Origin of the sequence: Xenorhabdus thuongxuanensis (genome assembly GCF_001908095.1) — a bacterium.
GTDB classification, from domain to species: Bacteria; Pseudomonadota; Gammaproteobacteria; order Enterobacterales; family Enterobacteriaceae; genus Xenorhabdus; species Xenorhabdus thuongxuanensis.
This window is the reverse complement of record NZ_MKGR01000003.1, coordinates 56,564-78,166: the sequence shown is the minus strand read 5'-3', so window position 1 is coordinate 78,166 and position 21,603 is coordinate 56,564. Positions and strand designations below refer to the sequence as shown.

Sequence of the window (21,603 nt, the reverse complement as noted above, 5' to 3'; positions counted from 1 at the left end):
AAAGTATTCATTCGATACAGAACATGTTTTAATTTTATCTTGTGATTAATCTCGGATCTTGCATCATGGAAAATCAACCGACACATTCTATGCAATTGGACTTAAATAACCGAATAACTGAAGATGAAGCGCTTGAAAAAGCTTATGATATCTTTTTGGAACAAGCGCTTTCTCATCTCGATCCGGCTGACAGCCTATTGTTTAATTTGCAATTTGAAGAACGGGGCGGTGTTGAATTAATGGAACCTTCAGGAGTCTGGCTTGAACATGTTGATTTTGATTTGGATCCAGACTTTTTTTCAGAAGTCATTATTGGCCTGGCTGAATCAGACGATGCCGAAATTGATGACATCTTTGCCCGTGTTTTAATCTGCCGGGAAAAATCCCACCCCATCTGCCATATCCTATGGAAAAAATAATCAGACAGTGTTCCTCAATATCCCCCGATTAGTAAAAATGCCCTCATTGTGAGGGCATTGAATTTAAATTCGTGACAGTGTCATGTTAACCGAATCTAACTGATTAAAGTGGATCAACCTTAAGGCAAGACACCGCATGTTTAAAACTTCCTTCAAGCAACGGCCGAGTCTTGGCACATTCAGCATCAGCCATTGGACAGCGAGTGCGGAATACACATCCAGACGGGGGATCAATCGGTGAAGGCAGTTCTCCTTCCAACAATTCAATATGCTTGTTACGCTCTTTGTCTGGATCAGGGATCGGCACCGCCGACATAAGCGCTCGGGTATATGGATGCAACGGATTATGATAAACTTCATCGTAAGTGCCTAATTCTACAGCATTCCCCAAATACATCACCAAAACGCGGTCTGATATGTGCTTTACTATCGATAGGTCATGAGCAATAAATATCAAAGAAAGTCCCATTTCCCGCTGTAATTCTTGCAATAAGTTAACGACTTGTGCCTGAATAGAAACATCCAGTGCTGAGACAGGTTCATCACAGATAACTAATTTAGGCTCCAGAATCAAGGCGCGAGCGATGCCAATACGCTGACACTGTCCTCCAGAGAATTCATGGGGGTAACGATTTATTAGATTAGGTAACAATCCTACCCGCATCATCATCTTTTGAACTTTTTCTTTTATTTCCCCATCTTTCATTTTGGGATAATACGTTTTTAATGGCTCCGCAATAATATCACCAATGGTCATACGCGGATTCAACGATGCCAGAGGATCTTGAAAAATCATCTGAATATCATTACGAATATCCCGCCATTGTTTGTCATTCATATCCAACAAGTTCTGGCCAAGCCAGGTGACTCCGCCGCCAGATGCTTTTACTAATCCAATGACTGCTCTGGCAAGTGTTGATTTCCCACAGCCAGATTCTCCCACAACTCCCAGAGTTTCACCTTCATATAGCCTTAAAGTAACGCCATCTACCGCTTTTAAGGTTTTTGTCGGCTGCCAGAACCACTGTTTTCCATCTTTAATATCAAAATAGACTTTGAGGTCATTAACCTCCAATAAGACACGTTTTTCAGCGATTGTGCTCATACTAATTCCTCCTGGCGTTTAAAGCAGGCACGCAAGCGTCCAAGGTCAAATTTCTCCAACTGAGGTTCCTCATGGACACAACGCTCAGTAGCAAATTGACAACGCGGCTGGAATGGACATCCCTTTGGCAAACGCAATAAATTGGGGGGATTACCTTGAATCGTTTCTAATGATTCCTCATCACCATCCAGACGAGGAACAGCATTCAATAACCCGATAGAGTATGGATGTGTGGGCTGATAAAATACATCACGCGCCGTGCCATATTCCATCGTTCTTCCGGCATACATAACTAATACTTTGTCACAAATACCTGCAACCACCCCCAGGTCATGGGTAATCATGATGATGGCAGTGTTAAACTCTTTTTTCAGCTCATTAAGCAACGTCATAATCTGTGCCTGAACGGTCACGTCCAATGCCGTTGTCGGTTCATCAGCAATCAACAACTTAGGCTGACATAATAACGCCATAGCAATCATGACTCGTTGGCGCATACCACCAGAGAATTCATGTGGATACATTTTCATGCGCTTACGTGCCTCTGGCATCTTAACGGCATCCAGCATACGGACAGATTCTTCAAAAGCCGCGCTTTTACTCATACGTTTGTGCAGCATCAATACTTCAATTAATTGATCACCCACCCGCATATAAGGGTTAAGAGAAGTCATGGGATCTTGAAATATCATCGAGATCTCTTCTGCCCGCATTCGGTTCAGCTCTTTTTCTTTCAGGTTGAGAATTTCTCGTCCATTGAAATTAGCGGAACCACTGACAGAGCCATTGCTGGCCAATAAACCCATTAATGCAAATGCCGTCTGCGATTTGCCAGAGCCAGATTCTCCCACGATCCCCAATGTTTCTCCGGCCTGTAAGTCAAAATTCAATTTATTTACGGCAGTCACATTACCGTCAGGAGTGCTGAAGACAACATTTAGGTCTCTTACCGATAAGAGTGATTCAACTTTTTTCGAAGTTTCTACGCTATTCATAGGCTCTCCTTAACGGTCTTTCGGGTCGAGGGCATCTCTCAGGCCGTCACCAATAAAGTTAAAACAAAACAGGGTCATTACCAGAAAGCCTGCCGGAAATAACAGTAACCACGGAGCTACCTCCATTGAGTTGGCGCCATCACTTAACAAAGCTCCCCAACTGCTGAGAGGTTCCTGAGTTCCCAAACCAAGGAAGCTTAAGAAGGATTCAAACAGGATCATGCTAGGTACAAGTAATGAGGCATAAACCACCACAACACCCAATACGTTTGGTACGATATGGCGCAAAACGATATTACGGGTAGAAACCCCACAAACCAACGCTGCTTCGATGAATTCCTTGCGTTTTAAACTCAATGTCTGACCACGGACGATACGTGCCATGTCCAACCACGACACCATGCCAATTGCAACGAAAATCAACAGGATGTTTTGACCAAAGAAAGTAACCAGAAGGATAACGAAGAACATGAATGGGAAAGAGTTGAGAATTTCCAACAAACGCATCATAACCATGTCAGTTTTGCCACCAAGATAGCCTGACATCGCACCATACAAAGTACCAAATAACACGGCAATTAAAGCTGCGGCAATCCCAACCATCAATGAAATACGTCCTCCAATGGCAACACGTACCAGCAGGTCACGCCCTGATGAATCGGTGCCAAGATAGTGTTTGGATTCAAAATCAGGCGGCATTGTCATCATATTCCAATCTGTATCATCGTAAGCAAATTGGGACAACATCGGGGCTAAGATCACAAATAATGTGATCAGAATTAGAATACATAAACTCGTAATCGCCGCCTTGTTATGCATAAAACGGCGACGTGCATCTTGCCACAAACTGCGGCCTTCAATTTCCAGTTGCTCAGAAAAGTTTTCCAGAGCTTCGCTATTTTTTTTATTCAGTAACATTGCGTGCTCCAGTTCTAATAACGAATTTTCGGATCAATGACGGCATACAGCACATCAACGATGGCATTAAACATAATGGTCAAGCTCCCCACCAGAATCGTCAAACTAAGCACCAGTGAGTAATCACGGTTTAATGCGCCATTGACAAACAATTGACCCAAGCCAGGTAAACCGAAAATAGTTTCGATAACCATCGAACCCGTAATGATGCCTACGAACGCAGGCCCCATGTAAGAGATAACGGGTAATAAGGCAGGTTTTAACGCATGACGGAAAATAATCTTTCGCAATGGCAAACCCTTGGCTCGTGCCGTACGAATAAAATTGGAATGCAAAACTTCTATCATGGAACCGCGGGTAATACGGGATATACTGGCAATGTAAGAGAGGGAAAGTGCAACCATTGGCAAAAGCATATATTTAGGTGCCCCGCCATTCCAACCTCCTCCCGGCAACCATTTTAATGTAATGGCGAATATCAACACTAATAAAGGGGCGACCACGAAACTGGGGATCACAACCCCTGTCATGGCAAACCCCATCACCGTATAATCCCATTTGGTATTCTGGTTCAATGCTGCAATAACGCCTGCACTGACCCCAAATATGATTGCCATAATAAAAGCAGCAAAGCCCAATTTAGCAGAAACAGGCAAAGCCTCTGCAACCAGATCATTGACACTATAGTCTTTATATTTGAATGAAGGGCCAAAATCCCCTTTAGAAAGCTGGATCAAGTAATTGAAATATTGTTTATAGATAGGATCATTTAGATGATATTTCGCTTCAATATTTGCCATAACCTCTGGCGGTAGCTTCCTCTCCCCTGTAAATGGGCTACCCGGAGCAAGCCGCATCATAAAAAACGAAATAGTAATAAGTATAAAAAGAGTCGGGATCGCCTCTAAGCAGCGACGTAAAATAAATTTTAACATTGCCCGTTCCTACTGTTTAGCCAAACCGTGGCTTTTAATTATTTAACAAGCAGGTGACCCTACTAGATCACCTGCTAATTCCTAATGTTTTATTATGTACAGATCTTTAGTATGCAGGTTTTCCAATGGATCTTTACCGGTATAACCACCTACATAAGGTTTCACTAAACGGGTACTCGCATAGTAAAAAAGAGGAACTATCGCAGAGTCTTTGTCCAATACAGCATTTGCCTTGGCATAGACCTCCGCACGTTCTTCATCTGTTTTGACTTGCAGCGATTGTTTCATCAAGGCATCAAATTCTTTGCTCTTATAGTGAGCGGTGTTATTGCTGCTGTTAGATAACATAGAGTTCAGGAAAGAGGACGCTTCGTTGTAATCCGCACACCACCCTGCACGGGCAATGTCGTAATTACCCTGATGGCGGGAATCAAGAAAAGTTTTCCATTCTTGGTTTTCGAGGGAAACCTCAACACCAATATTCTTTTTCCAAATGGATGCCGCGGCAATGGCTAATTTTTTATGTAGATCAGAAGTGTTATACAAAAGATTAATTTTCAGAGGATGATCTTTGGTAAAACCAGCTTCTGCCAAGAGTTTTTTCGCTTTTTCATTACGCTGCTGCTGATTCAACTTAGCATACCAGTCTGGTTTCTCATCTTTGAAGTCAGCAATAAAGGGGGGAGTATAACCATAGGCAGGTGAGTCTCCCTGATTCTTGACCTTATAAGTTATGATATCGCGATCCATACCTAATTTCAGTGCAGTGCGCACACGGGGATCATCAAATGGTGGTTTCTGGTTATTTATTTCATAATAATAAGTACATAAATATGGGTTTACACGCAACTGTTCGGGAATTTCTTTTTTTAGTTTTTGAAATAGTTCGACTGGTAAGTTGGTATAAGTCATTTCAATTTCGCCAGCGCGATAGCGATTAACATCCGTAACTTCAGACGAAATAGGCAAGAAAGTCACTTGATTAATGACTGTGTTTTTATCGTCCCAATACGTTGGACTGCGTTCGAAAACAAGGCGTTCATTGATCACCCAGCTTTTCAGTTTATAAGCGCCATTACCAACAAAATTCTGTGGTTGTGTCCATCTTTCACCATATTTTTCAATTGTTGCTCGATGGACGGGAGATGTTGTCGGGTGAACAAATAATCTGACTAGATAAGGAACTGCTTCACTAAGTGTTAATTGCAATGTATGGTCATCTAATGCCTTAACGCCCAGTGCTTCCGGTTTCTGTTTACCTTTGATGACATCGTCGACATTAAGAATATGGGCATATTGAAGAAAACTTGCATAGGGGGACGCGGTATTTGGATCTGATATACGGCGCCAGCTATAGACAAAATCCTGCGCAGTGACAGGGTCACCATTTGACCATTTTGCATCTTTACGCAGATGGAATGTCCAAACTTTGAAATCCTTATTTTCCCAACTTTCTGCAACTCCCGGTATAATTTTACCATCAGGATCATTGATCACCAGAGTTTCAAACAAATCACGGGCGATGTTAGATTCCGGTACGCCTTCGATTTTATGTGGATCCAATGATTGGGGTTCCGAGCCATTGTTGCGAACCAGCACCTGTTTTGCAGCATCTGCAAGTTGCACGCCAGCAGGCACTTGTGCTGCAAAGACCTGCCCTCCGATCATCATACCTAGTGCCACTGTAATACCAGTAGCAAGTTTTTTCTTTGTTGTGTTTATCATCTTATTCTTACTCCTATTGATATCATTTGACCCATTAAAGTTATGTCCACGCATTGGGATGGTTAAGATACGTATCCAAAATGAACTATTCAAAAGGAACTATTTTGTTTACGGTAAGACAATATTTTGTGACGATAATTAGTCATTCATCTTTTTAAGATACAAATTCTTTAGATCAACATAATCCATGGGATCTTTCCCTGTCATTCCCCCAACCGTCGGGCGAATGAGGCGCACACTGACGCGGTAATAAACCGGTATCAGCCCTGAATCTTTATCAAGCTGGGCTTCGGCTTGCTGATAAAATTCCTTACGTGTAGCGTCATCTTTGGCAGTCAGGGCATGGTTAAGATAGTTATCAAAAGTCTCACTTTGATAAAAAACGGTATTGTTACTGCTACTTGACAGCAACATATTCAGGAAAGAAGAAGGTTCGTTATAATCGCCACACCATGTTGCCCTCGCAACATCATAATTCCCTTGATGGCGGTTCTGGAGCGAGGTTTTCCACTCCTGATTTTGCAACGTGACTTTTGCACCAATATTTTTCTGCCACATAGAAGCCGCAGCGATGGCTTGTTGTTTGTTTTGCTCGGATGTGTTGTACAACAAGGTAAACTTAAGAGGATTACTGGCATCAAAACCCGCTTCTTTCAACAATTCCCTTGCCCGTTGATTACGCTGTTCCTGAGTCCAACTTGCCCATGCTGGATTAATGGACAAGCCGCCGCCAATATAAGTCGGAGTAAATCCATAAGCTGGAATTTGTCCCTGTGCCATAATTCTTTCAGTAATGATATCTCGATCAAGGCTCAGTTTTATGGCTTCACGCACCCGTTTATCTCTAAACAGAGGGTTCTGGTTATTAATTTCGTAGTAAAACGTGCACAGATAAGGTGAAACATGCAATTGTTCAGGCATATCCTGTTTCATTTTTTGGTATAAATCAGGAGGGATTGCATTGTCAGTGATATCAACTTCCCCGCTACGATAGCGATTAACATCACTAACTCCAGAGACAATGGGCAGGAAGATGCCTTTTTCAATAATAGTTTCCTTATCATTCCAATACTGAGGATTACGCATTAAAACGATTCGCTCATTGACCACCCAATCTTTCAACGTATAAGCGCCATTACCAATGTAGTTTTCTGGCAGGGTCCATTTATTCCCCCATTTTTCAATTACATCTTGTCTGACGGGTTTCATCGCTGTGTGACTCAACATATCGACCAGATAAGGAACTGGCTGGTTGAGTGTTACCTGGAAACGGTGATCATCTAACGCTTTAACACCTAATTGTTCTGGTGATTTTATTCCCTTCAGAATATCGTCAACGTTCTGAATATAGGCATATTGCAAGTAACTGGTATAAGGCGATCCTGTGCTTGGATCAGCAAGCCGACGCCAACTATAAACAAAATCCTGTGCAATCACAGGCTTACCATCACTCCATTTGGCGTCGTGACGTAAATAGAACGTCCATACCTTATAACCTTCATTCTCCCATCTTTCTGCCACGCCAGACACAATTTCACCATTTGGCCCAGTCGTTACCAATCCTTCCAGCAGATTGCGGATAATGGCAGTTTCTGGAGCACCTTCAACTTTATGAGGATCCAATGAAGTGACTTCGACACCATTGTTAATGGTTATTTCTTGTTTTTCGGCTAGTGTAACTTCTGCCGGAACAATTGCAGCAATGCTCTGTGCTGCGGGAAAAGATAATAAAACGATACTTGAAATCAACTGACCTAACTTTGATGTTTTTTTTCTCATATTTCACTCCAAGTTATAAACAGTAAATGAATCGTTTTTAATCTACTAACCTCCAATAATTTACTTATCTTATTAACAAATGGTAATTAACCTACTAAAAAACTATGTCCACACAATAATTGTTATTTGATTTTTATAAAAAATTTATTAAAACATTAATACTATTGGTTACTCTTGTATACAATACACCCATAAAACTAATGTAACATAGTGATAATATTATATTTTGTTCTATTATCTCCAAGCAATATCCATAGAATATTATCAGAAGAGAAAATAAACATTATTTTAACAAAATGCAATCATCACAGAGTAAAAGTCCATCTTCATCACAAAACAACGATACAAGGCACCGGTTAGATAAGATGATGAGACGTAAAATAGTGTATAAAATTACAGTATTATTTCAAGAAAATCACAGATTAAAAAGGAATAAAATATGAACAATGTTTCAAGAAAATTATGCAGAAATTATGTTATTGGCCGATTACACTTTAATTGATTATTTATTAGTTAATTTTTGATGAATTTACTCCCTATTTGAATATGAAATTTCACATTATTTTATTAATAGTTTAAATAAATATATAAGTTATTCTTGTTATATCACAGTAACTCAGGAAGCAAGACCAAACCCTGATGTTAGGAATATTAATAATAACCCCATAATCCGAGTAATCACATTAATACCAGCCCACCACAAAGTTAATAAATTGTATTTGTATAGTTAAATAATAAACTAATACTCATTTCCCCAGAAACAATAGCTGAATTGAGTCAGCCTAATATTTTCATGATCTAAATCACAATACAAATGCCTGTAAATGGTAAGCTGTATTCAACACAGAATTTCAAGGAAAGTAACTATTCCTATATTAATCATTTTGTTAAGTAATTTTTTAAGGCAATCAGCGGTATTTACGATTAAATCCAAACGATTAATCTCATAATATTATTTAATAAATTAATAATCTCACAGCTAATTTCCCTAAAAAATTTAACATCTGTCAGGAGTAATTTTTATGGCTGTAACTCACGTCGCAGAACTCAATGAATTAGTTGCTCACGTAAAAAAAGCCCAGCATGAATTTGCCAATTTTTCTCAGGAACAAGTTGACCGAATTTTTCGGGCTGCGGCCCTTGCTGCCGCTAATGCCCGTATTCCACTAGCAAAATTAGCCGTATCTGAATCAAGCATGGGAATAGTGGAAGATAAAGTGATCAAAAATCACTTCGCTTCAGAATATATTTATAATGCCTATAAAGATGAGAAAACTTGCGGTATCTTATCTGAAGATAATACTTTCGGTACTATTACTATCGCTGAACCTATTGGCCTAATTTGCGGCATTATTCCAACAACAAACCCAACATCTACTGCCATTTTCAAAGCGCTTATCAGCCTGAAAACCCGTAATGGTATTATTTTTTCCCCTCATCCACGTGCCAAAAAAGCAACTAACAGAGCAGCAGAAATTGTCTTAAAGGCAGCCGTTGATGCAGGTGCACCAAAGAATATCATTGGCTGGATAGATGAACCCTCCGTTGAACTCTCAAATGCCTTAATGCACCATCCTGATATTAACCTGATTTTGGCAACAGGTGGTCCCAGCATGGTAAAAGCGGCCTACAGTTCAGGAAAACCCGCTATTGGTGTCGGTGCTGGTAATACCCCTGTCGTGATTGATGAGTTAGCCGATATTAAACGTGCTGTTGCATCTATTCTGATGTCTAAGACGTTTGATAACGGCGTGATTTGTGCTTCAGAACAGTCTGTTATCGTCGTTGATTCTGTTTACGAGCAAGTCCGTGAACGTTTCTCAACTCACGGTGGCTATCTTCTCCAGGGAAAAGAGTTAAAGGCCGTTCAAGATGTTATCTTGAAAAACGGTAACTTGAATGCGGCGATTGTTGGTCAGCCAGCAACAAAAATTGCTGAAATGGCAGGTATCAATGTGCCTGAAAGTACCAAAATTCTTATTGGTGAAGTTACTCTAGTAGATGAAACAGAACCTTTTGCCCATGAAAAACTATCGCCATTGCTTGCCATGTACCGTGGTAAAGATTTTGAAGATGCGGTCGAAAAAGCTGAGAAATTAGTTGAGATGGGGGGTATTGGACATACATCATGCCTCTATACCGAACAAGATAATCAGGCAGAGCGTATTAAATACTTTGGCGACAAAATGAAAACCGCACGTATTTTGATCAACACACCTGCATCTCAAGGTGGTATCGGAGACTTGTACAACTTTAAGCTCTCTCCTTCTCTGACGCTGGGTTGTGGTTCGTGGGGAGGTAATTCTATTTCTGAAAATGTTGGGCCAAAACACCTGATCAATACAAAAACCGTCGCCAAAAGAGCCGAAAATATGTTATGGCACAAACTTCCAAAATCAATCTATTTCCGCCGCGGTTCTCTGCCCATTGCATTGGAAGAAGTCGCTACCGATGGTACTAAACGTGCTTTTATTGTGACAGACCGTTTCTTATTCAATAACGGTTATGCCGATCAGGTTATAAATGTCTTGAAATCTTATGATATTGAAACTGAAGTGTTCTTTGAAGTCGAAGCAGATCCAACGTTAAGCATCGTCCGCAAAGGCGCTGAACAAATGCACCTGTTTAAACCTGATGCCATTATTGCCCTTGGTGGTGGTTCCCCGATGGATGCAGCTAAAATTATGTGGGTAATGTACGAGCATCCAGAAACACATTTTGAGGAACTGGCTCTGCGCTTTATGGATATCCGTAAACGTATCTATAAGTTCCCGAAAATGGGTGTAAAAGCTAAATTGGTTGCCATTACCACCACTTCAGGCACAGGTTCAGAAGTCACACCTTTCGCGGTTGTTACCGACGACGTAACTGGACAGAAATATCCTTTGGCAGACTATGCGCTTACCCCCGATATGGCGATTGTCGACGCAAACCTAGTCATGGATATGCCGAAATCACTATGTGCTTTTGGTGGCCTGGATGCAGTAACCCACGCATTGGAAGCCTACGTTTCTGTTTTAGCCAATGAATATTCTGATGGGCAAGCACTACAAGCACTAAAACTACTGAAAGATTATTTGCCCATTAGTTACCACGAAGGAGCAAAAAACCCCGTTGCCCGAGAACGTGTCCATAATGCAGCGACTATAGCTGGTATTGCCTTTGCTAATGCATTTTTGGGAGTATGCCATTCTATGGCCCACAAACTTGGTTCTGAGTTTCATATCCCACATGGCTTAGCTAATGCACTGTTAATTTGTAATGTAATCCGTTACAACGCCAACGATAATCCAACCAAACAGACTGCCTTTAGCCAATATGACCGCCCACAAGCGCGACGTCGCTATGCAGAAATTGCAGATCATTTGGGATTAACCACATCAGTTGATCGTACTGCTGCCAAAATTGAAAAATTATTGGCTTGGCTGGAAGAAATGAAATTTCAGCTAGACATTCCGGCATCAATTCGCGAAATAGGTATACAAGAAGCTGACTTTTTGGCAAAAATCGACAAACTTGCAGAAGACGCATTTGATGACCAATGTACCGGCGCAAATCCTCGCTACCCATTAATTTCTGAATTGAAACAATTGTTGCTAGATTCTTTTTATGGCCGTAAATTCACCGAAGAGGGCAAACCACAGGAGATAGTAAAATCAAATAGAAAAAATAATAAGAAATAATAATAAATGATAAGCTGATGGATGTAACTTAAAAGGCGTTAGGGCAATCCCGCGCCTTTTTATTATTTTATTTTCTGGCCTATCTTAATCTATATAGTTTTAGGTTTCTCGATTAAAACTGGCAACGTATTAAACCCTTTTGGCTTTGGCTTCACGAATAACGTCAGTATAATGCCTACGACACACAGAAACGTATTTTTCATTACCACCAATATCAACCTGAGCACCATCATAAACAACGTTGCCATCGCTGCCAAAACGAAGTACACGGCTGGCTTTTTTCCCGCAATGACAAATTGTTTTCAACTCTACCAATTTATCTGACCACGCGAGGAGATATTCACTTCCACCGAATAATTCACCTTGAAAATCTGTCCTTAAACCATAACAAAGAACAGGTATATCATCATAATCTACAATTTCACAAAGTTGTTCGACATGCTCTTTCGTTAAGAATTGGCATTCATCAATCAAAACACAATAGACTTTTTCTGCCTCATTTTCTTTTCTGATAAGCTCAGCAATATTTGCTTTTGGTGAAAATAACAACGCTTCAGCCGATAAGCCAATACGGGAACTAACCTTTTCTTTACCAAATCGAGTATCGATTTCTGCCGTAAAGATCAGCGTTCTCATTCCCCTTTCGTTATAGTTATAGGAAGACTGCAATAAGGAAGTTGATTTCCCTGCATTCATGGCAGAATAATAAAAATAAAGCTGAGCCATTGACCTGTTCATCCTCTTGTCAAATTTAATCAGGCGATATAACAGCACCAGTTTACCACAAACTCTGGTTGAGATTATCCTTGTCATTGTTAAATGCGGGGTAACAGAAACAAATTAGAATAAATAAGAGAAAATTATTTTCATGATAATCATCACATTTGCGCATATAAAATCAGCACCATAAGTACTTTCTGCATGCCAAATGAACAAAATTAACATAAAAAGAAAATAGTTATTTTTACCCTCATCCTTTGAATATTAATAATCATATTGGTTTACTTTTGTTCAATTAACCCACTATGATCATAACTAATGGATTACCCATAAAAAAACTTTCATCTCACACTTACTCTTAGCTTATTTCCAGTAAAACAGTTAATGTTTCTTACGAATTGACTATAAATTAGTTTTTACCCTATGTTTTATCCCTTACTAAACTTTACAGTAATCCCCTTCTTTCTTATTGAAAAATGGTAAACCCAATAGCAGGATTAAAATGCAATATATCGATTACTTCAAAAATTGCATTTTAAAATGACATGTTTTAGCCTGAGAAAGTAAATTCACTATTGCAGAAAATAAAATAGCATTCTATTATTATCTCTACATCAGCTATCATCATTATAATTTGAGACCAGGACAATGAGCGAAAATTTAAAATCCTTAAATAACATCCGTACCTTGCGCGCACAAGCAAGAGAATGTGAACTTACTACTTTAGAAGAAATGCTGGAAAAACTTACGACTGTTGTTGAAGAACGTCGTGATGAAGAAAACCAGGTTCGTGTACAATTAGAAGAGCGTACACGCAAACTTCAAGAATACCGTGAAATGCTGGAAAAAGACGGCATTGAATTAAGCGATTTAGTAGATGCGTTAAGTGGTAAATCTACGGGTAAATCTAAACGTGCTGCCCGTCCAGCAAAATATGCATACGTTGATGACGGTGAAACTAAAACCTGGACTGGCCAGGGTCGTACACCAGCTGTAATCAAAAAAGCAATTGAAGAGGAAGGCAAAACACTGGACGATTTCCTTATCTAATCAGTTGCTTTGTAAACCGATAACAAAAATACCCTCTCAAGGGTATTTTTGTTTTATGCTTAATATAAAACTAACTAGGTTAATTATCAGCTGATGTAGAAACACAGAGAATTATATTAATGGCTAAGTCGCTTTCATATTCTCTATGTGATAAAAAACAACCTAACACTAACTTGGTTTTTTATTAACATAAATTTATAAAAAAGGAGCTAATCACTCCTTTTTCTATTTCTACTGTCATAGTTTTTGATAAAAGTCTAAATACCAATCAGTAAATCGTTTCACTCCTTCCTTTACCGGAGTGTTAGGTGAAAAACCAATCTTATTGTAAAGCGCGCTGGAATCTGCACACGTTGACAATACATCGCCATCTTGAATTTCCATAAAATTTCTCTTCGCCTCAATCCCTAATGAGGTTTCTATGGCTTCAATAAAATCACCCAGTTTTATCGGTTGCCCATTACCAATATTGTAAACTCTATACGGTGCAGAGCTAGCAGATATTTTCCCATCTTCTACTGACCAGTCTTTATTGGAAATAGGAATGACACCCTGCAACCTGATTATAGATTCAACAATGTCATCAATATATGTGAAATCCCTCACCATATTGCCATGATTATAAACATCAATTGGCTTACCTTCTAACATGGCTTTAGTGAATTTAAATAAAGCCATATCAGGGCGCCCCCAAGGTCCATATACGGTAAAGAATCTTAATCCTGTAGTGGGGAGTTGATAAAGATGTGAATAGCTGTGAGACATTAACTCATCAGCTTTTTTCGTTACTGCATATAAAGAAACAGGATGATCAACCGAGTCATCGGTAGAAAAAGGTTGCTTTTTATTTAAGCCATATACTGAACTGGAAGATGCATATAATAGATGCTCTACAGAATGATGGCGGCAACCTTCAAGTATATTGATATGACCGACGATATTGGCATCTATATATGCCATAGGGTTTTGTATTGAATAACGCACACCCGGCTGAGCCCCTAAATGGATCACTCGCTGGAATTGATGTTTTGCAAACAATTCTGGTATTGCAACTCTGTCAGCCAGATCTAATTTTTGAAATTTGAAATTTGAATAAGGGAGTAATAAATTTAATCTCGCCTGTTTCAAATTAACATCATAATAATCGTTGAGGTTATCAATACCAACAACCTCATACCCCATATTCAATAACCGCTGACTAACATGAAAACCTATAAAACCAGCAGAACCTGTAACTAAAAATTTCATAAATTAACTCAAATGACGGGTTTGATTGAAGCACCGCGGCCAATACCATAATAAGTAAAACCACGCGATTGTAGGCGTTCAGGATCATAAAGATTACGTCCATCAAAAATCACAGAAGTTTTTAATGAATCTTTAATCACATCAAAATCAGGTGCTCTAAAGTTTTGCCATTCTGTACAGATAATCAAAGCATCAGCTCCTTTTAATGCCGCTTCTTTTGTTCCCATTAAAGAGAGATCATCACGCTGTCCATAAATACGCTGAGCTTCTTGCATAGCCTCAGGATCATATGCCTGAACTTTAGCACCACATTTCCATAACGTTTCCATCAAGACACGGCTTGATGCCTCACGCATGTCATCTGTATTAGGTTTAAATGACAATCCCCAAATAGCAAATGTCTTGCCCGATAAATCATCACCAAAATGCTGTCTTACAAAAGCAGGCAATTTACTTTTCTGTTTTTCGTTAACTTGCTCCACTGCCTGAAGAATTTTTGGCGTATATCCAATTTGTTCAGAAGTCCGGATCAGTGCCTGAACATCTTTAGGGAAACATGAACCGCCATATCCACATCCAGGGTAAATAAAGTGATATCCAATGCGTGAGTCGGAACCAATTCCTTGGCGCACATTTTCAATGTCAGCTCCCAGCATTTCAGCCAAATTAGCGATTTCATTCATGAAACTGATTTTTGTCGCTAACATGCAGTTAGCTGCATATTTAGTCAATTCGGCACTACGGATATCCATGACTATCATACGATCATGATTACGATTAAACGGTTCATACAGCTCACGCATGACATCAACCACATCATCATTATCACAGCCAATAATAATGCGTTCAGGCCGCATGCAATCAGCAACAGCGGCACCTTCTTTCAAAAATTCAGGATTTGAAACAACATCAAATGGAAGTTCCAGATTACGCTCTGCCAATGTTGCTTGCATCACTGCCCTGACTTTATCAGCTGTACCTACTGGTACAGTTGATTTGTCAACAACAACTTTGTAACCATCCATATTTTCCGCAATAGTTCTGGCTACAGCAGTAACATACTTTAGATCAGCAGAGCCATCTTCATCAGGAGGTGTGCCTACTGCAATAAACTGTAATTTGCCATGAGCAATACCGGCTTTAGCATCCGTTGTAAAATTCAGCCGTCCTTCAGCATGATTTTTCTTTACCAAGGGCGTCAAGCCCTGCTCAAAAATAGGAATTTGACCATTTTTTAGGTTCTCGACTTTTTTCGCATCAACATCGACACAAAGTACATCATGCCCCACTTCAGCAAATACGGTTGCTTGCACTAAGCCTACGTAGCCAATACCAAATACAGTAACTTTCATATCACACCTTAAGGTACTAATAGATTATTTTTCAAGCTGATTTTGCAAGGTCATAATCCAATCCGTGAATGACTTGCCCAATTCTTTATGTTTCATGCCATATTCAACAAATGCCTGCATATAACCCAACTTATTGCCACAATCATGACTACGGCCTTGCAAGTGATAAGCTTCAACGGACTCTTTTTCCATCAGCATGGCAATGGCATCGGTCAGTTGTATTTCATCTCCTGCTCCTGGCGCAGTTTTAGACAATAAAGGCCAAATTTTTTCGGATAATACATAACGACCAACAATAGAAAGATTCGATGGTGCTTCTTCTGGTTTTGGCTTTTCAACAACACGGGCAATAGGTTTGCTATCCCCAGGCTGTAAATTTTCACCCAGGCAATCAACAATGCCATAATCCGAAACACTTTCTACAGGAACAGGTTCAACTAGAATTTGGCTTGCTCCACTGCTGTTGAAGCGTGATAACATTTCGCTCAAATTATATTTTGATAGGTCGGTGCTATACTCATCCAAAATAACATCAGGCAGAACAACAGCAAACGGTTCATCACCAATAAGTGGTTTAGCACATAACACGGCATGTCCCAATCCTTTTGCAATACCCTGACGGGTTTGCATAATCGTCACATGATTTGGACAGATAGACTGTATCTCGTCCAATAATTGGCGCTTAACTCTTTTCTCAAGAATCGCTTCCAACTCAAAGCTAGTATCAAAATGATTTTCTATCGAGTTTTTGGATGAATGTGTAACCAAAATGATTTCATTAATGCCTGCTCTGATACATTCATTGACCACATACTGAATAAGAGGTTTATCCACCAAGGGTAGCATTTCTTTTGGGATAGCTTTAGTGGCTGGCAACATCCGGGTTCCCAAACCAGCAACAGGTATAACAGCTTTTTTGACTTTTTTATTTATTACTGACATTAAATCGTCTCCTACTGCTACGTTTTCACTGCAAACCCCCTTTACAGCTTAAACAATAACATTAACTTTCAGGAAAAATTGTATGTATATAGAAAACCACACTCGTAAAAATAACGCGCACGAGTATACACTAGTTAATTCAACCAAATATACAGTGTGCTAGCATTTGATCACATTTCAATGATTAGATGTTGGATTGTCAAACATTGCGACCTTTATCCATATTCGAGTATCATCAATCGGTAATATTAACAGCAACTACTTTCTTTAAAATAGCTGGAGTTATTTTGGCAAAAATGTGTCCCTGCGGCAGTGGTTCATCTTTCGACCTTTGCTGTAGCCCCTATCTTGAAAACCATACCCCTTCCCCAAATGCTGAATCCCTGATGCGTTCCAGATATAGCGCTTATGTTACCCAAAATGCAGACTATCTTATCGCTACCTGGCACCCAGATTGCCAGGCTGAAAATTGGCGAATAGAAATAGAACAAAGCTTTGCGGGTGTACAATGGCTGGGATTAAACGTCCTCGAAACTAATCAGGGGAAACATAATAACGAAGCTTATGTTGAATTTTCAGCTTGCTTTATTGAACAAGGAAAGCAAGATAGGCAATTGATTCATGAGCGCTCACGTTTTTTGCTCATCGATCAACGTTGGTTTTATATAGATGGTATTCGCCCTGAAATAGGACGAAATAGCCCTTGTCCTTGTGGTTCGGGCAAAAAATATAAAAAATGCTGTGGTTAAATCGGCATCTAAATATCAAACATAACAACTCACACACAGTGAAGAATAATTTGAGGTTCTTGTAATTCATGCAAAACGCAAACATACAAAAAAAAATCTTGCGTACGATTTGTCCTGATTCTAAAGGACTGATCGCAAAAATCACAAACATTTGTTACAAACATCAATTAAACATTGTTCAAAATAATGAATTTGTTGATCATCGTACTGGACGATTTTTTATGCGTACCGAGCTGGAAGGTATTTTTAATGATGAAACTCTTTTGGCCGATTTGGATGGTGCTCTACCTACGGGTTCAAACCGTGAATTAAATACGGCAGGCAGACGTCGTATCGTTATTATGGTGACAAAAGAAGCGCATTGCATTGGCGATATCTTAGTCAAAAGTGCCTATGGTGGATTGGATGTCGAAATTGCTGCTGTTATCGGCAATCATACTACTTTGCAAAAACTGGTTGAGCAGTTTGATATCCCATTCCATTACATCAGTCATGAGGGTCTAACCCGCGAACAACATGACGAAGCGTTGATGAACCAGATTGAACAATATAAGCCGGACTATGTTGTGCTTGCCAAGTATATGCGAGTCTTAACACCAGCATTTGTCCAGCATTACCCAAATCAAATAATCAACATTCACCATTCATTCTTACCCGCATTTATCGGTGCTCGCCCCTACCATCAGGCTTATGAGCGTGGTGTAAAAATTATTGGCGCGACGGCACATTATGTAAATGACAATTTGGATGAAGGACCGATTATTACCCAAGATGTAATAAATGTGGATCATACCTATACAGCTGAGGAGATGATGCGTGCAGGGCGGGATGTTGAAAAGAATGTATTGAGCCAAGCATTACACTGGGTATTTTCCCAGCGTGTTTTCGTATATGGTAACCGTACCGTTATTCTTTAGCAAACAATGTTATTTTTTTAATAAACAATAAAGTATTGTACCCATAACTGCTTGGATGAAAAGTATGCGTACGATGCTTTATTTTAATAATCTACTTTACAGCGGCGGTTTATCTGATATTATGCCGCTCGCTGCTAACAAACGACAGCATACAATTCAAAAATCTGGTGGGGTTCCCGAGCGGCCAAAGGGAGCAGACTGTAAATCTGCCGTCACAGACTTCGAAGGTTCGAATCCTTCCCCCACCACCATCAAAGACTCATATTTTATTACAAAAAAATAAAGAAACGAGCGTATTTGTTTTTAACAAACAACAGACTATCACTTACTGAATCGTAAAATTGGAATACCACACAATGACTGTGAGTAGGAGATAGGAGATCTCGTTCAGTGGAATAGTGGGATGTGTAGTTTTACATAATCCAAAGGTGAGGAACGAAATGTCACATCATCCTTCCTCACCACTATCAAAAATCTATTCCAAGCTCTTAATGCATTATAAGATCAACAAATGGTTACTCCATTACTTACACCAATCGTCGAAATTCATCACTAATCTATTTAAAAAATCTGTTTAAAAAAACTTAGTTGAAGTAAAACAAATCAACAGAAACAGAGCATTTCAGATTAACGGACAAACCACTGTCTTTAAAATTAATGCATTTAAGGCAAGCATCCATGGCGGAGCCGGGAAATCAAATAGTTTGCTCCACTCATGCAGCCAATTACTCCATATCACTGACAGAGTCGATGAAACGATTTAACACGCTTGAATGAGATTTTGATTTGTAGACATAACACTGATTAACTGCATCAGGCCGTGATATTGGAATGAAACCTAAGCTTTCTCCCTCTTCCAAAGCACCAGAATGGGAGTCTGTGATAAAAATATAATCGGTTGACTGAATAAAGTTGAGACAGCATTCTATGCTATCCATTTGTCGAATATTAACTTTTTCTCCATTTTTTATCATTTCTTCTTCTAAATTCTTTATCAAATTGCCTTTATAGAGCACTGGATCACATAACCACGTTCTCTTTCTCAACAATTGAGTAAAGTCCCCATCCACTTCATCCAATAACTCTTTACGGCAGCAGATCCCCAAATTTGGTCCATCAATTTTCCGTACCAGACTGAATCGATCACTAAGTACTTTTTCTGAACTTAAAATTATTGTATTACCCTCATAGTCAACTATTTCATCAATGTTATCATAACTGAAGCGTAATATATTAACTTGAGCATTATTTCTGTCCGCTGCTTTATAAAGCGAAATCAGATGCTTTTTCTTACCCCAATCATGGTATATATTTACAACATTACAAATACTCCCACTAATGTGTTTCTTCGTAATTTCTTTCTCTTTCAAATAGAGTTCTTTTAGGTCATTATATAACTCCACTCCGTCTTTGGTCAGAATCATCCCAAACTTCTCCCTTTTGAATAAGCGCTTTCCTAACGTCGCCTCAAAGTCTTTAATTGATTTAGCAACTGGGGGAGTCGTACGGTTCATCACTCTTGCCGCTTTGCTTAAAGAACCCATTTCCACCACCGCCATGAATGCTTCTAATTTACGAGAAAAAAACATAATTCACCGTTCCTATGTAACTTGTGGCTAAAATAATTTCCTTGAAATGGCCTTCTCATCAGGTAACCGCTAAATCAAACTTTATATTATGAATATATAATTTTTTACAATAAAAATAAATATTTTTCAAATGGCATTTATATAAAACGCCAGTCCCTGATGCAATAATGCGGTTTAGATGAACTATATTATTCATCTATATCATGATGAATATTCCACCGTGATTGTAATCCATTAATAAATATAACCATGGTCTACAAGTTCAAATTTCTATCAGAGATTGATTAACTCTTCTACTTTTTCGTTAATTAATTTTTGTAACGCATAACATAAAATAAATTCTAAGAATAAAAACCCTTACATAAAATTATAATATCAAATGTTTAATATAACATATAACAATTGATTAGATATTATATATTCATTAATTTACTATTTATTGACTTGATGTCTTTTTATTATTTAAAAATCGATTCGACACTTTAAATTTAGGACAATAAGAGTATTATATTCAATTTAATATAATTTATAGGAGTAAAATAGCGAATTATCAAGATCGCTAGGTAAAATTTATTATTTAATAAATAGTTACATTATTATCTGCATCTGCTAATATTAAAAATAAGTATATTACACAGGTGATTATAACAATATGAAATTCATATCATTCAATATTAATGGATTAAGAGCGCGTCATCATCAACTCGCTGCCATTGTTGAACAACACCAACCCGATGTTATCGGATTACAAGAAATAAAAGTCCATGATGAAATGTTTCCTCTGGAAGAAGTCAGTAAGCTAGGTTATCACATTTTTTATCATGGCCAAAAATCACACTACGGCGTCGCCCTGCTGACTCGCCAACAACCAGTGGATATCCGTAAAGGCTTTCCGAATGATAGTGATGATGCACAGCGCCGCATTATTATGGCCGATATCGAGACACCTCTTGGTTTATTAACTGTAATCAATGGCTATTTTCCTCAAGGAGAAAGCCGTGATCATCCGATTAAATTTCCTGCAAAAGAAAAATTTTATCAGGATCTACTGTCTTATCTGGAAACTAACCATTCGCCGAAATCACACATTCTGATTATGGGAGACATGAATATCAGTCCAACAGATCTCGATATTGGCATCGGAGAAAATAACCAGAAACGCTGGTTAAGAACAGGAAAATGTTCTTTCTTACCAGAAGAACGAGAATGGATGGCCCGCTTGAAAAATTGGGGATTCATCGATACATACCGAGCAAAACACCCCGAAGTCAACGACCAATTTTCTTGGTTCGACTATCGTTCAAAAGGCTTTGATGATAATCGTGGGCTGCGTATTGATTTGCTGCTTGCCAGCCATCCGTTGGCAGAAAGGTGTATCTCTTCTGGTATTGATTACGCTATTCGTAGCATGGAAAAACCATCCGATCATGCCCCTGTTTGGACAGAGTTTAAAATATAAACGGCACTCATGAAACAC

17 protein-coding genes and 1 tRNA gene are annotated in these 21,603 nt (G+C 39.1%); 7 read left to right on the top strand and 11 right to left on the bottom strand.

From position 1 onward, the window contains the following. The first annotated feature begins 89 nt into the window (after window positions 1-89). Window positions 90-419, top strand: a complete 330-nt coding sequence (locus Xentx_RS03085; RefSeq protein ID WP_074018943.1) for an HI1450 family dsDNA-mimic protein — start codon at window positions 90-92, stop codon at window positions 417-419. A gap of 103 nt (window positions 420-522) precedes the next feature. Here the strand turns inward: Xentx_RS03085 and oppF are convergent, their stop codons facing one another. The 6 genes from oppF to Xentx_RS03055 form a co-directional block, all read right to left on the bottom strand. After that, window positions 523-1,524: a murein tripeptide/oligopeptide ABC transporter ATP binding protein OppF gene (gene oppF, locus Xentx_RS03080; protein ID WP_074018818.1), complete on the bottom strand. Its 1,002-nt coding sequence runs from the start codon at window positions 1,522-1,524 to the stop codon at window positions 523-525. Continuing rightward, window positions 1,521-2,519: an ABC transporter ATP-binding protein gene (oppD, locus tag Xentx_RS03075; RefSeq protein ID WP_074018817.1), complete on the bottom strand. Its 999-nt coding sequence runs from the start codon at window positions 2,517-2,519 to the stop codon at window positions 1,521-1,523. Before oppD ends, oppF begins: the two co-directional genes overlap by 4 nt. A 9-nt stretch (window positions 2,520-2,528) precedes the next feature. Continuing rightward, window positions 2,529-3,437 carry an oligopeptide ABC transporter permease OppC gene (gene oppC / locus Xentx_RS03070; protein WP_074018816.1) on the bottom strand — a complete coding sequence of 303 codons (909 nt, stop codon included), beginning with the start codon at window positions 3,435-3,437 and terminating at the stop codon, window positions 2,529-2,531. 14 nt (window positions 3,438-3,451) lie between these two features. Next, window positions 3,452-4,372, bottom strand: coding sequence for an oligopeptide ABC transporter permease OppB (gene oppB / locus Xentx_RS03065; RefSeq protein WP_074018815.1), 921 nt, complete (start codon window positions 4,370-4,372; stop codon window positions 3,452-3,454). 81 nt (window positions 4,373-4,453) lie between these two features. Continuing rightward, window positions 4,454-6,097 carry an oligopeptide ABC transporter substrate-binding protein OppA gene (oppA, locus tag Xentx_RS03060; RefSeq protein ID WP_074018814.1) on the bottom strand — a complete coding sequence of 548 codons (1,644 nt, stop codon included), beginning with the start codon at window positions 6,095-6,097 and terminating at the stop codon, window positions 4,454-4,456. A gap of 138 nt (window positions 6,098-6,235) precedes the next feature. After that, the gene (locus tag Xentx_RS03055) at window positions 6,236-7,876 is read right to left on the bottom strand and encodes an ABC transporter substrate-binding protein (protein ID WP_074018813.1); all 1,641 of its coding nucleotides are present in this window, start codon (window positions 7,874-7,876) and stop codon (window positions 6,236-6,238) included. Between the two features lie 1,022 nt (window positions 7,877-8,898). On the opposite strand from Xentx_RS03055, the gene adhE reads away from it, so the two are divergent. Beyond that, entirely contained in the window at window positions 8,899-11,559 is a 2,661-nt protein-coding gene (adhE, locus tag Xentx_RS03050) for a bifunctional acetaldehyde-CoA/alcohol dehydrogenase (RefSeq protein ID WP_074018812.1), read from the top strand. 129 nt (window positions 11,560-11,688) lie between these two features. Here adhE and Xentx_RS03045 read toward each other — a convergent pair whose 3' ends face one another. Continuing rightward, window positions 11,689-12,285: a thymidine kinase gene (locus Xentx_RS03045; RefSeq protein ID WP_074018811.1), complete on the bottom strand. Its 597-nt coding sequence runs from the start codon at window positions 12,283-12,285 to the stop codon at window positions 11,689-11,691. A 642-nt stretch (window positions 12,286-12,927) separates the two neighbouring features. Between Xentx_RS03045 and Xentx_RS03040 the strand changes: the two genes are divergently transcribed. Continuing rightward, window positions 12,928-13,329, top strand: coding sequence for an H-NS family histone-like protein (locus Xentx_RS03040; protein ID WP_074018810.1), 402 nt, complete (start codon window positions 12,928-12,930; stop codon window positions 13,327-13,329). A gap of 237 nt (window positions 13,330-13,566) precedes the next feature. Here the strand turns inward: Xentx_RS03040 and Xentx_RS03035 are convergent, their stop codons facing one another. The 3 genes from Xentx_RS03035 to galU are packed head-to-tail and all read right to left on the bottom strand — an operon-like array spanning window position 13,567 to window position 16,871. After that, entirely contained in the window at window positions 13,567-14,577 is a 1,011-nt protein-coding gene (locus Xentx_RS03035) for an NAD-dependent epimerase (protein WP_074018809.1), read from the bottom strand. Between the two features lie 8 nt (window positions 14,578-14,585). Further along, window positions 14,586-15,929, bottom strand: a complete 1,344-nt coding sequence (locus Xentx_RS03030; RefSeq protein ID WP_074018808.1) for a UDP-glucose dehydrogenase family protein — start codon at window positions 15,927-15,929, stop codon at window positions 14,586-14,588. A 24-nt stretch (window positions 15,930-15,953) separates the two neighbouring features. Further along, entirely contained in the window at window positions 15,954-16,871 is a 918-nt protein-coding gene (gene galU, locus Xentx_RS03025) for a UTP--glucose-1-phosphate uridylyltransferase GalU (protein WP_074018807.1), read from the bottom strand. A gap of 287 nt (window positions 16,872-17,158) precedes the next feature. On the opposite strand from galU, the gene Xentx_RS03020 reads away from it, so the two are divergent. The 3 genes from Xentx_RS03020 to Xentx_RS03010 all read left to right on the top strand — a co-directional run bounded on the left by Xentx_RS03020 (window position 17,159) and on the right by Xentx_RS03010 (window position 18,788). Beyond that, window positions 17,159-17,620: a YchJ family protein gene (locus Xentx_RS03020; protein ID WP_208607531.1), complete on the top strand. Its 462-nt coding sequence runs from the start codon at window positions 17,159-17,161 to the stop codon at window positions 17,618-17,620. Window positions 17,621-17,688: 68 nt separating this feature from the next. Further along, window positions 17,689-18,537, top strand: a complete 849-nt coding sequence (gene purU / locus Xentx_RS03015) for a formyltetrahydrofolate deformylase (RefSeq protein ID WP_074018805.1) — start codon at window positions 17,689-17,691, stop codon at window positions 18,535-18,537. A gap of 166 nt (window positions 18,538-18,703) precedes the next feature. Then, a tRNA-Tyr gene (locus Xentx_RS03010) sits at window positions 18,704-18,788 on the top strand. Between the two features lie 474 nt (window positions 18,789-19,262). Here the strand turns inward: Xentx_RS03010 and Xentx_RS03005 are convergent. Beyond that, the gene (locus Xentx_RS03005; protein ID WP_074018804.1) at window positions 19,263-20,126 is read right to left on the bottom strand and encodes a helix-turn-helix domain-containing protein; all 864 of its coding nucleotides are present in this window, start codon (window positions 20,124-20,126) and stop codon (window positions 19,263-19,265) included. A gap of 652 nt (window positions 20,127-20,778) precedes the next feature. Here Xentx_RS03005 and xthA point away from each other — a divergent pair. Further along, complete coding sequence (gene xthA, locus Xentx_RS03000) at window positions 20,779-21,585, top strand: exodeoxyribonuclease III (RefSeq protein ID WP_074018803.1); 807 nt, start codon at window positions 20,779-20,781, stop codon at window positions 21,583-21,585. The last annotated feature ends 18 nt before the right edge of the window (window positions 21,586-21,603 follow it).

Excerpts from the sequence above, each read along its gene's own strand:
- Xentx_RS03055 (WP_074018813.1), bottom strand. The coding sequence starts at position 7,876 with ATGAGAAAAAAAACATCAAAGTTAGGTCAGTTGATTTCAAGTATCGTT.
- oppC (WP_074018816.1), bottom strand. The coding sequence starts at position 3,437 with ATGTTACTGAATAAAAAAAATAGCGAAGCTCTGGAAAACTTTTCTGAG.
- adhE (WP_074018812.1), top strand. The coding sequence starts at position 8,899 with ATGGCTGTAACTCACGTCGCAGAACTCAATGAATTAGTTGCTCACGTA.
- Xentx_RS03005 (WP_074018804.1), bottom strand. The coding sequence starts at position 20,126 with ATGTTTTTTTCTCGTAAATTAGAAGCATTCATGGCGGTGGTGGAAATG.
- galU (WP_074018807.1), bottom strand. The coding sequence starts at position 16,871 with ATGTCAGTAATAAATAAAAAAGTCAAAAAAGCTGTTATACCTGTTGCT.
- purU (WP_074018805.1), top strand. The coding sequence starts at position 17,689 with ATGCAAAACGCAAACATACAAAAAAAAATCTTGCGTACGATTTGTCCT.
- Xentx_RS03040 (WP_074018810.1), top strand. The coding sequence starts at position 12,928 with ATGAGCGAAAATTTAAAATCCTTAAATAACATCCGTACCTTGCGCGCA.
- oppD (WP_074018817.1), bottom strand. The coding sequence starts at position 2,519 with ATGAATAGCGTAGAAACTTCGAAAAAAGTTGAATCACTCTTATCGGTA.
- Xentx_RS03030 (WP_074018808.1), bottom strand. The coding sequence starts at position 15,929 with ATGAAAGTTACTGTATTTGGTATTGGCTACGTAGGCTTAGTGCAAGCA.
- oppA (WP_074018814.1), bottom strand. The coding sequence starts at position 6,097 with ATGATAAACACAACAAAGAAAAAACTTGCTACTGGTATTACAGTGGCA.
- oppB (WP_074018815.1), bottom strand. The coding sequence starts at position 4,372 with ATGTTAAAATTTATTTTACGTCGCTGCTTAGAGGCGATCCCGACTCTT.
- Xentx_RS03085 (WP_074018943.1), top strand. The coding sequence starts at position 90 with ATGCAATTGGACTTAAATAACCGAATAACTGAAGATGAAGCGCTTGAA.
- xthA (WP_074018803.1), top strand. The coding sequence starts at position 20,779 with ATGAAATTCATATCATTCAATATTAATGGATTAAGAGCGCGTCATCAT.
- Xentx_RS03045 (WP_074018811.1), bottom strand. The coding sequence starts at position 12,285 with ATGGCTCAGCTTTATTTTTATTATTCTGCCATGAATGCAGGGAAATCA.
- oppF (WP_074018818.1), bottom strand. The coding sequence starts at position 1,524 with ATGAGCACAATCGCTGAAAAACGTGTCTTATTGGAGGTTAATGACCTC.
- Xentx_RS03035 (WP_074018809.1), bottom strand. The coding sequence starts at position 14,577 with ATGAAATTTTTAGTTACAGGTTCTGCTGGTTTTATAGGTTTTCATGTT.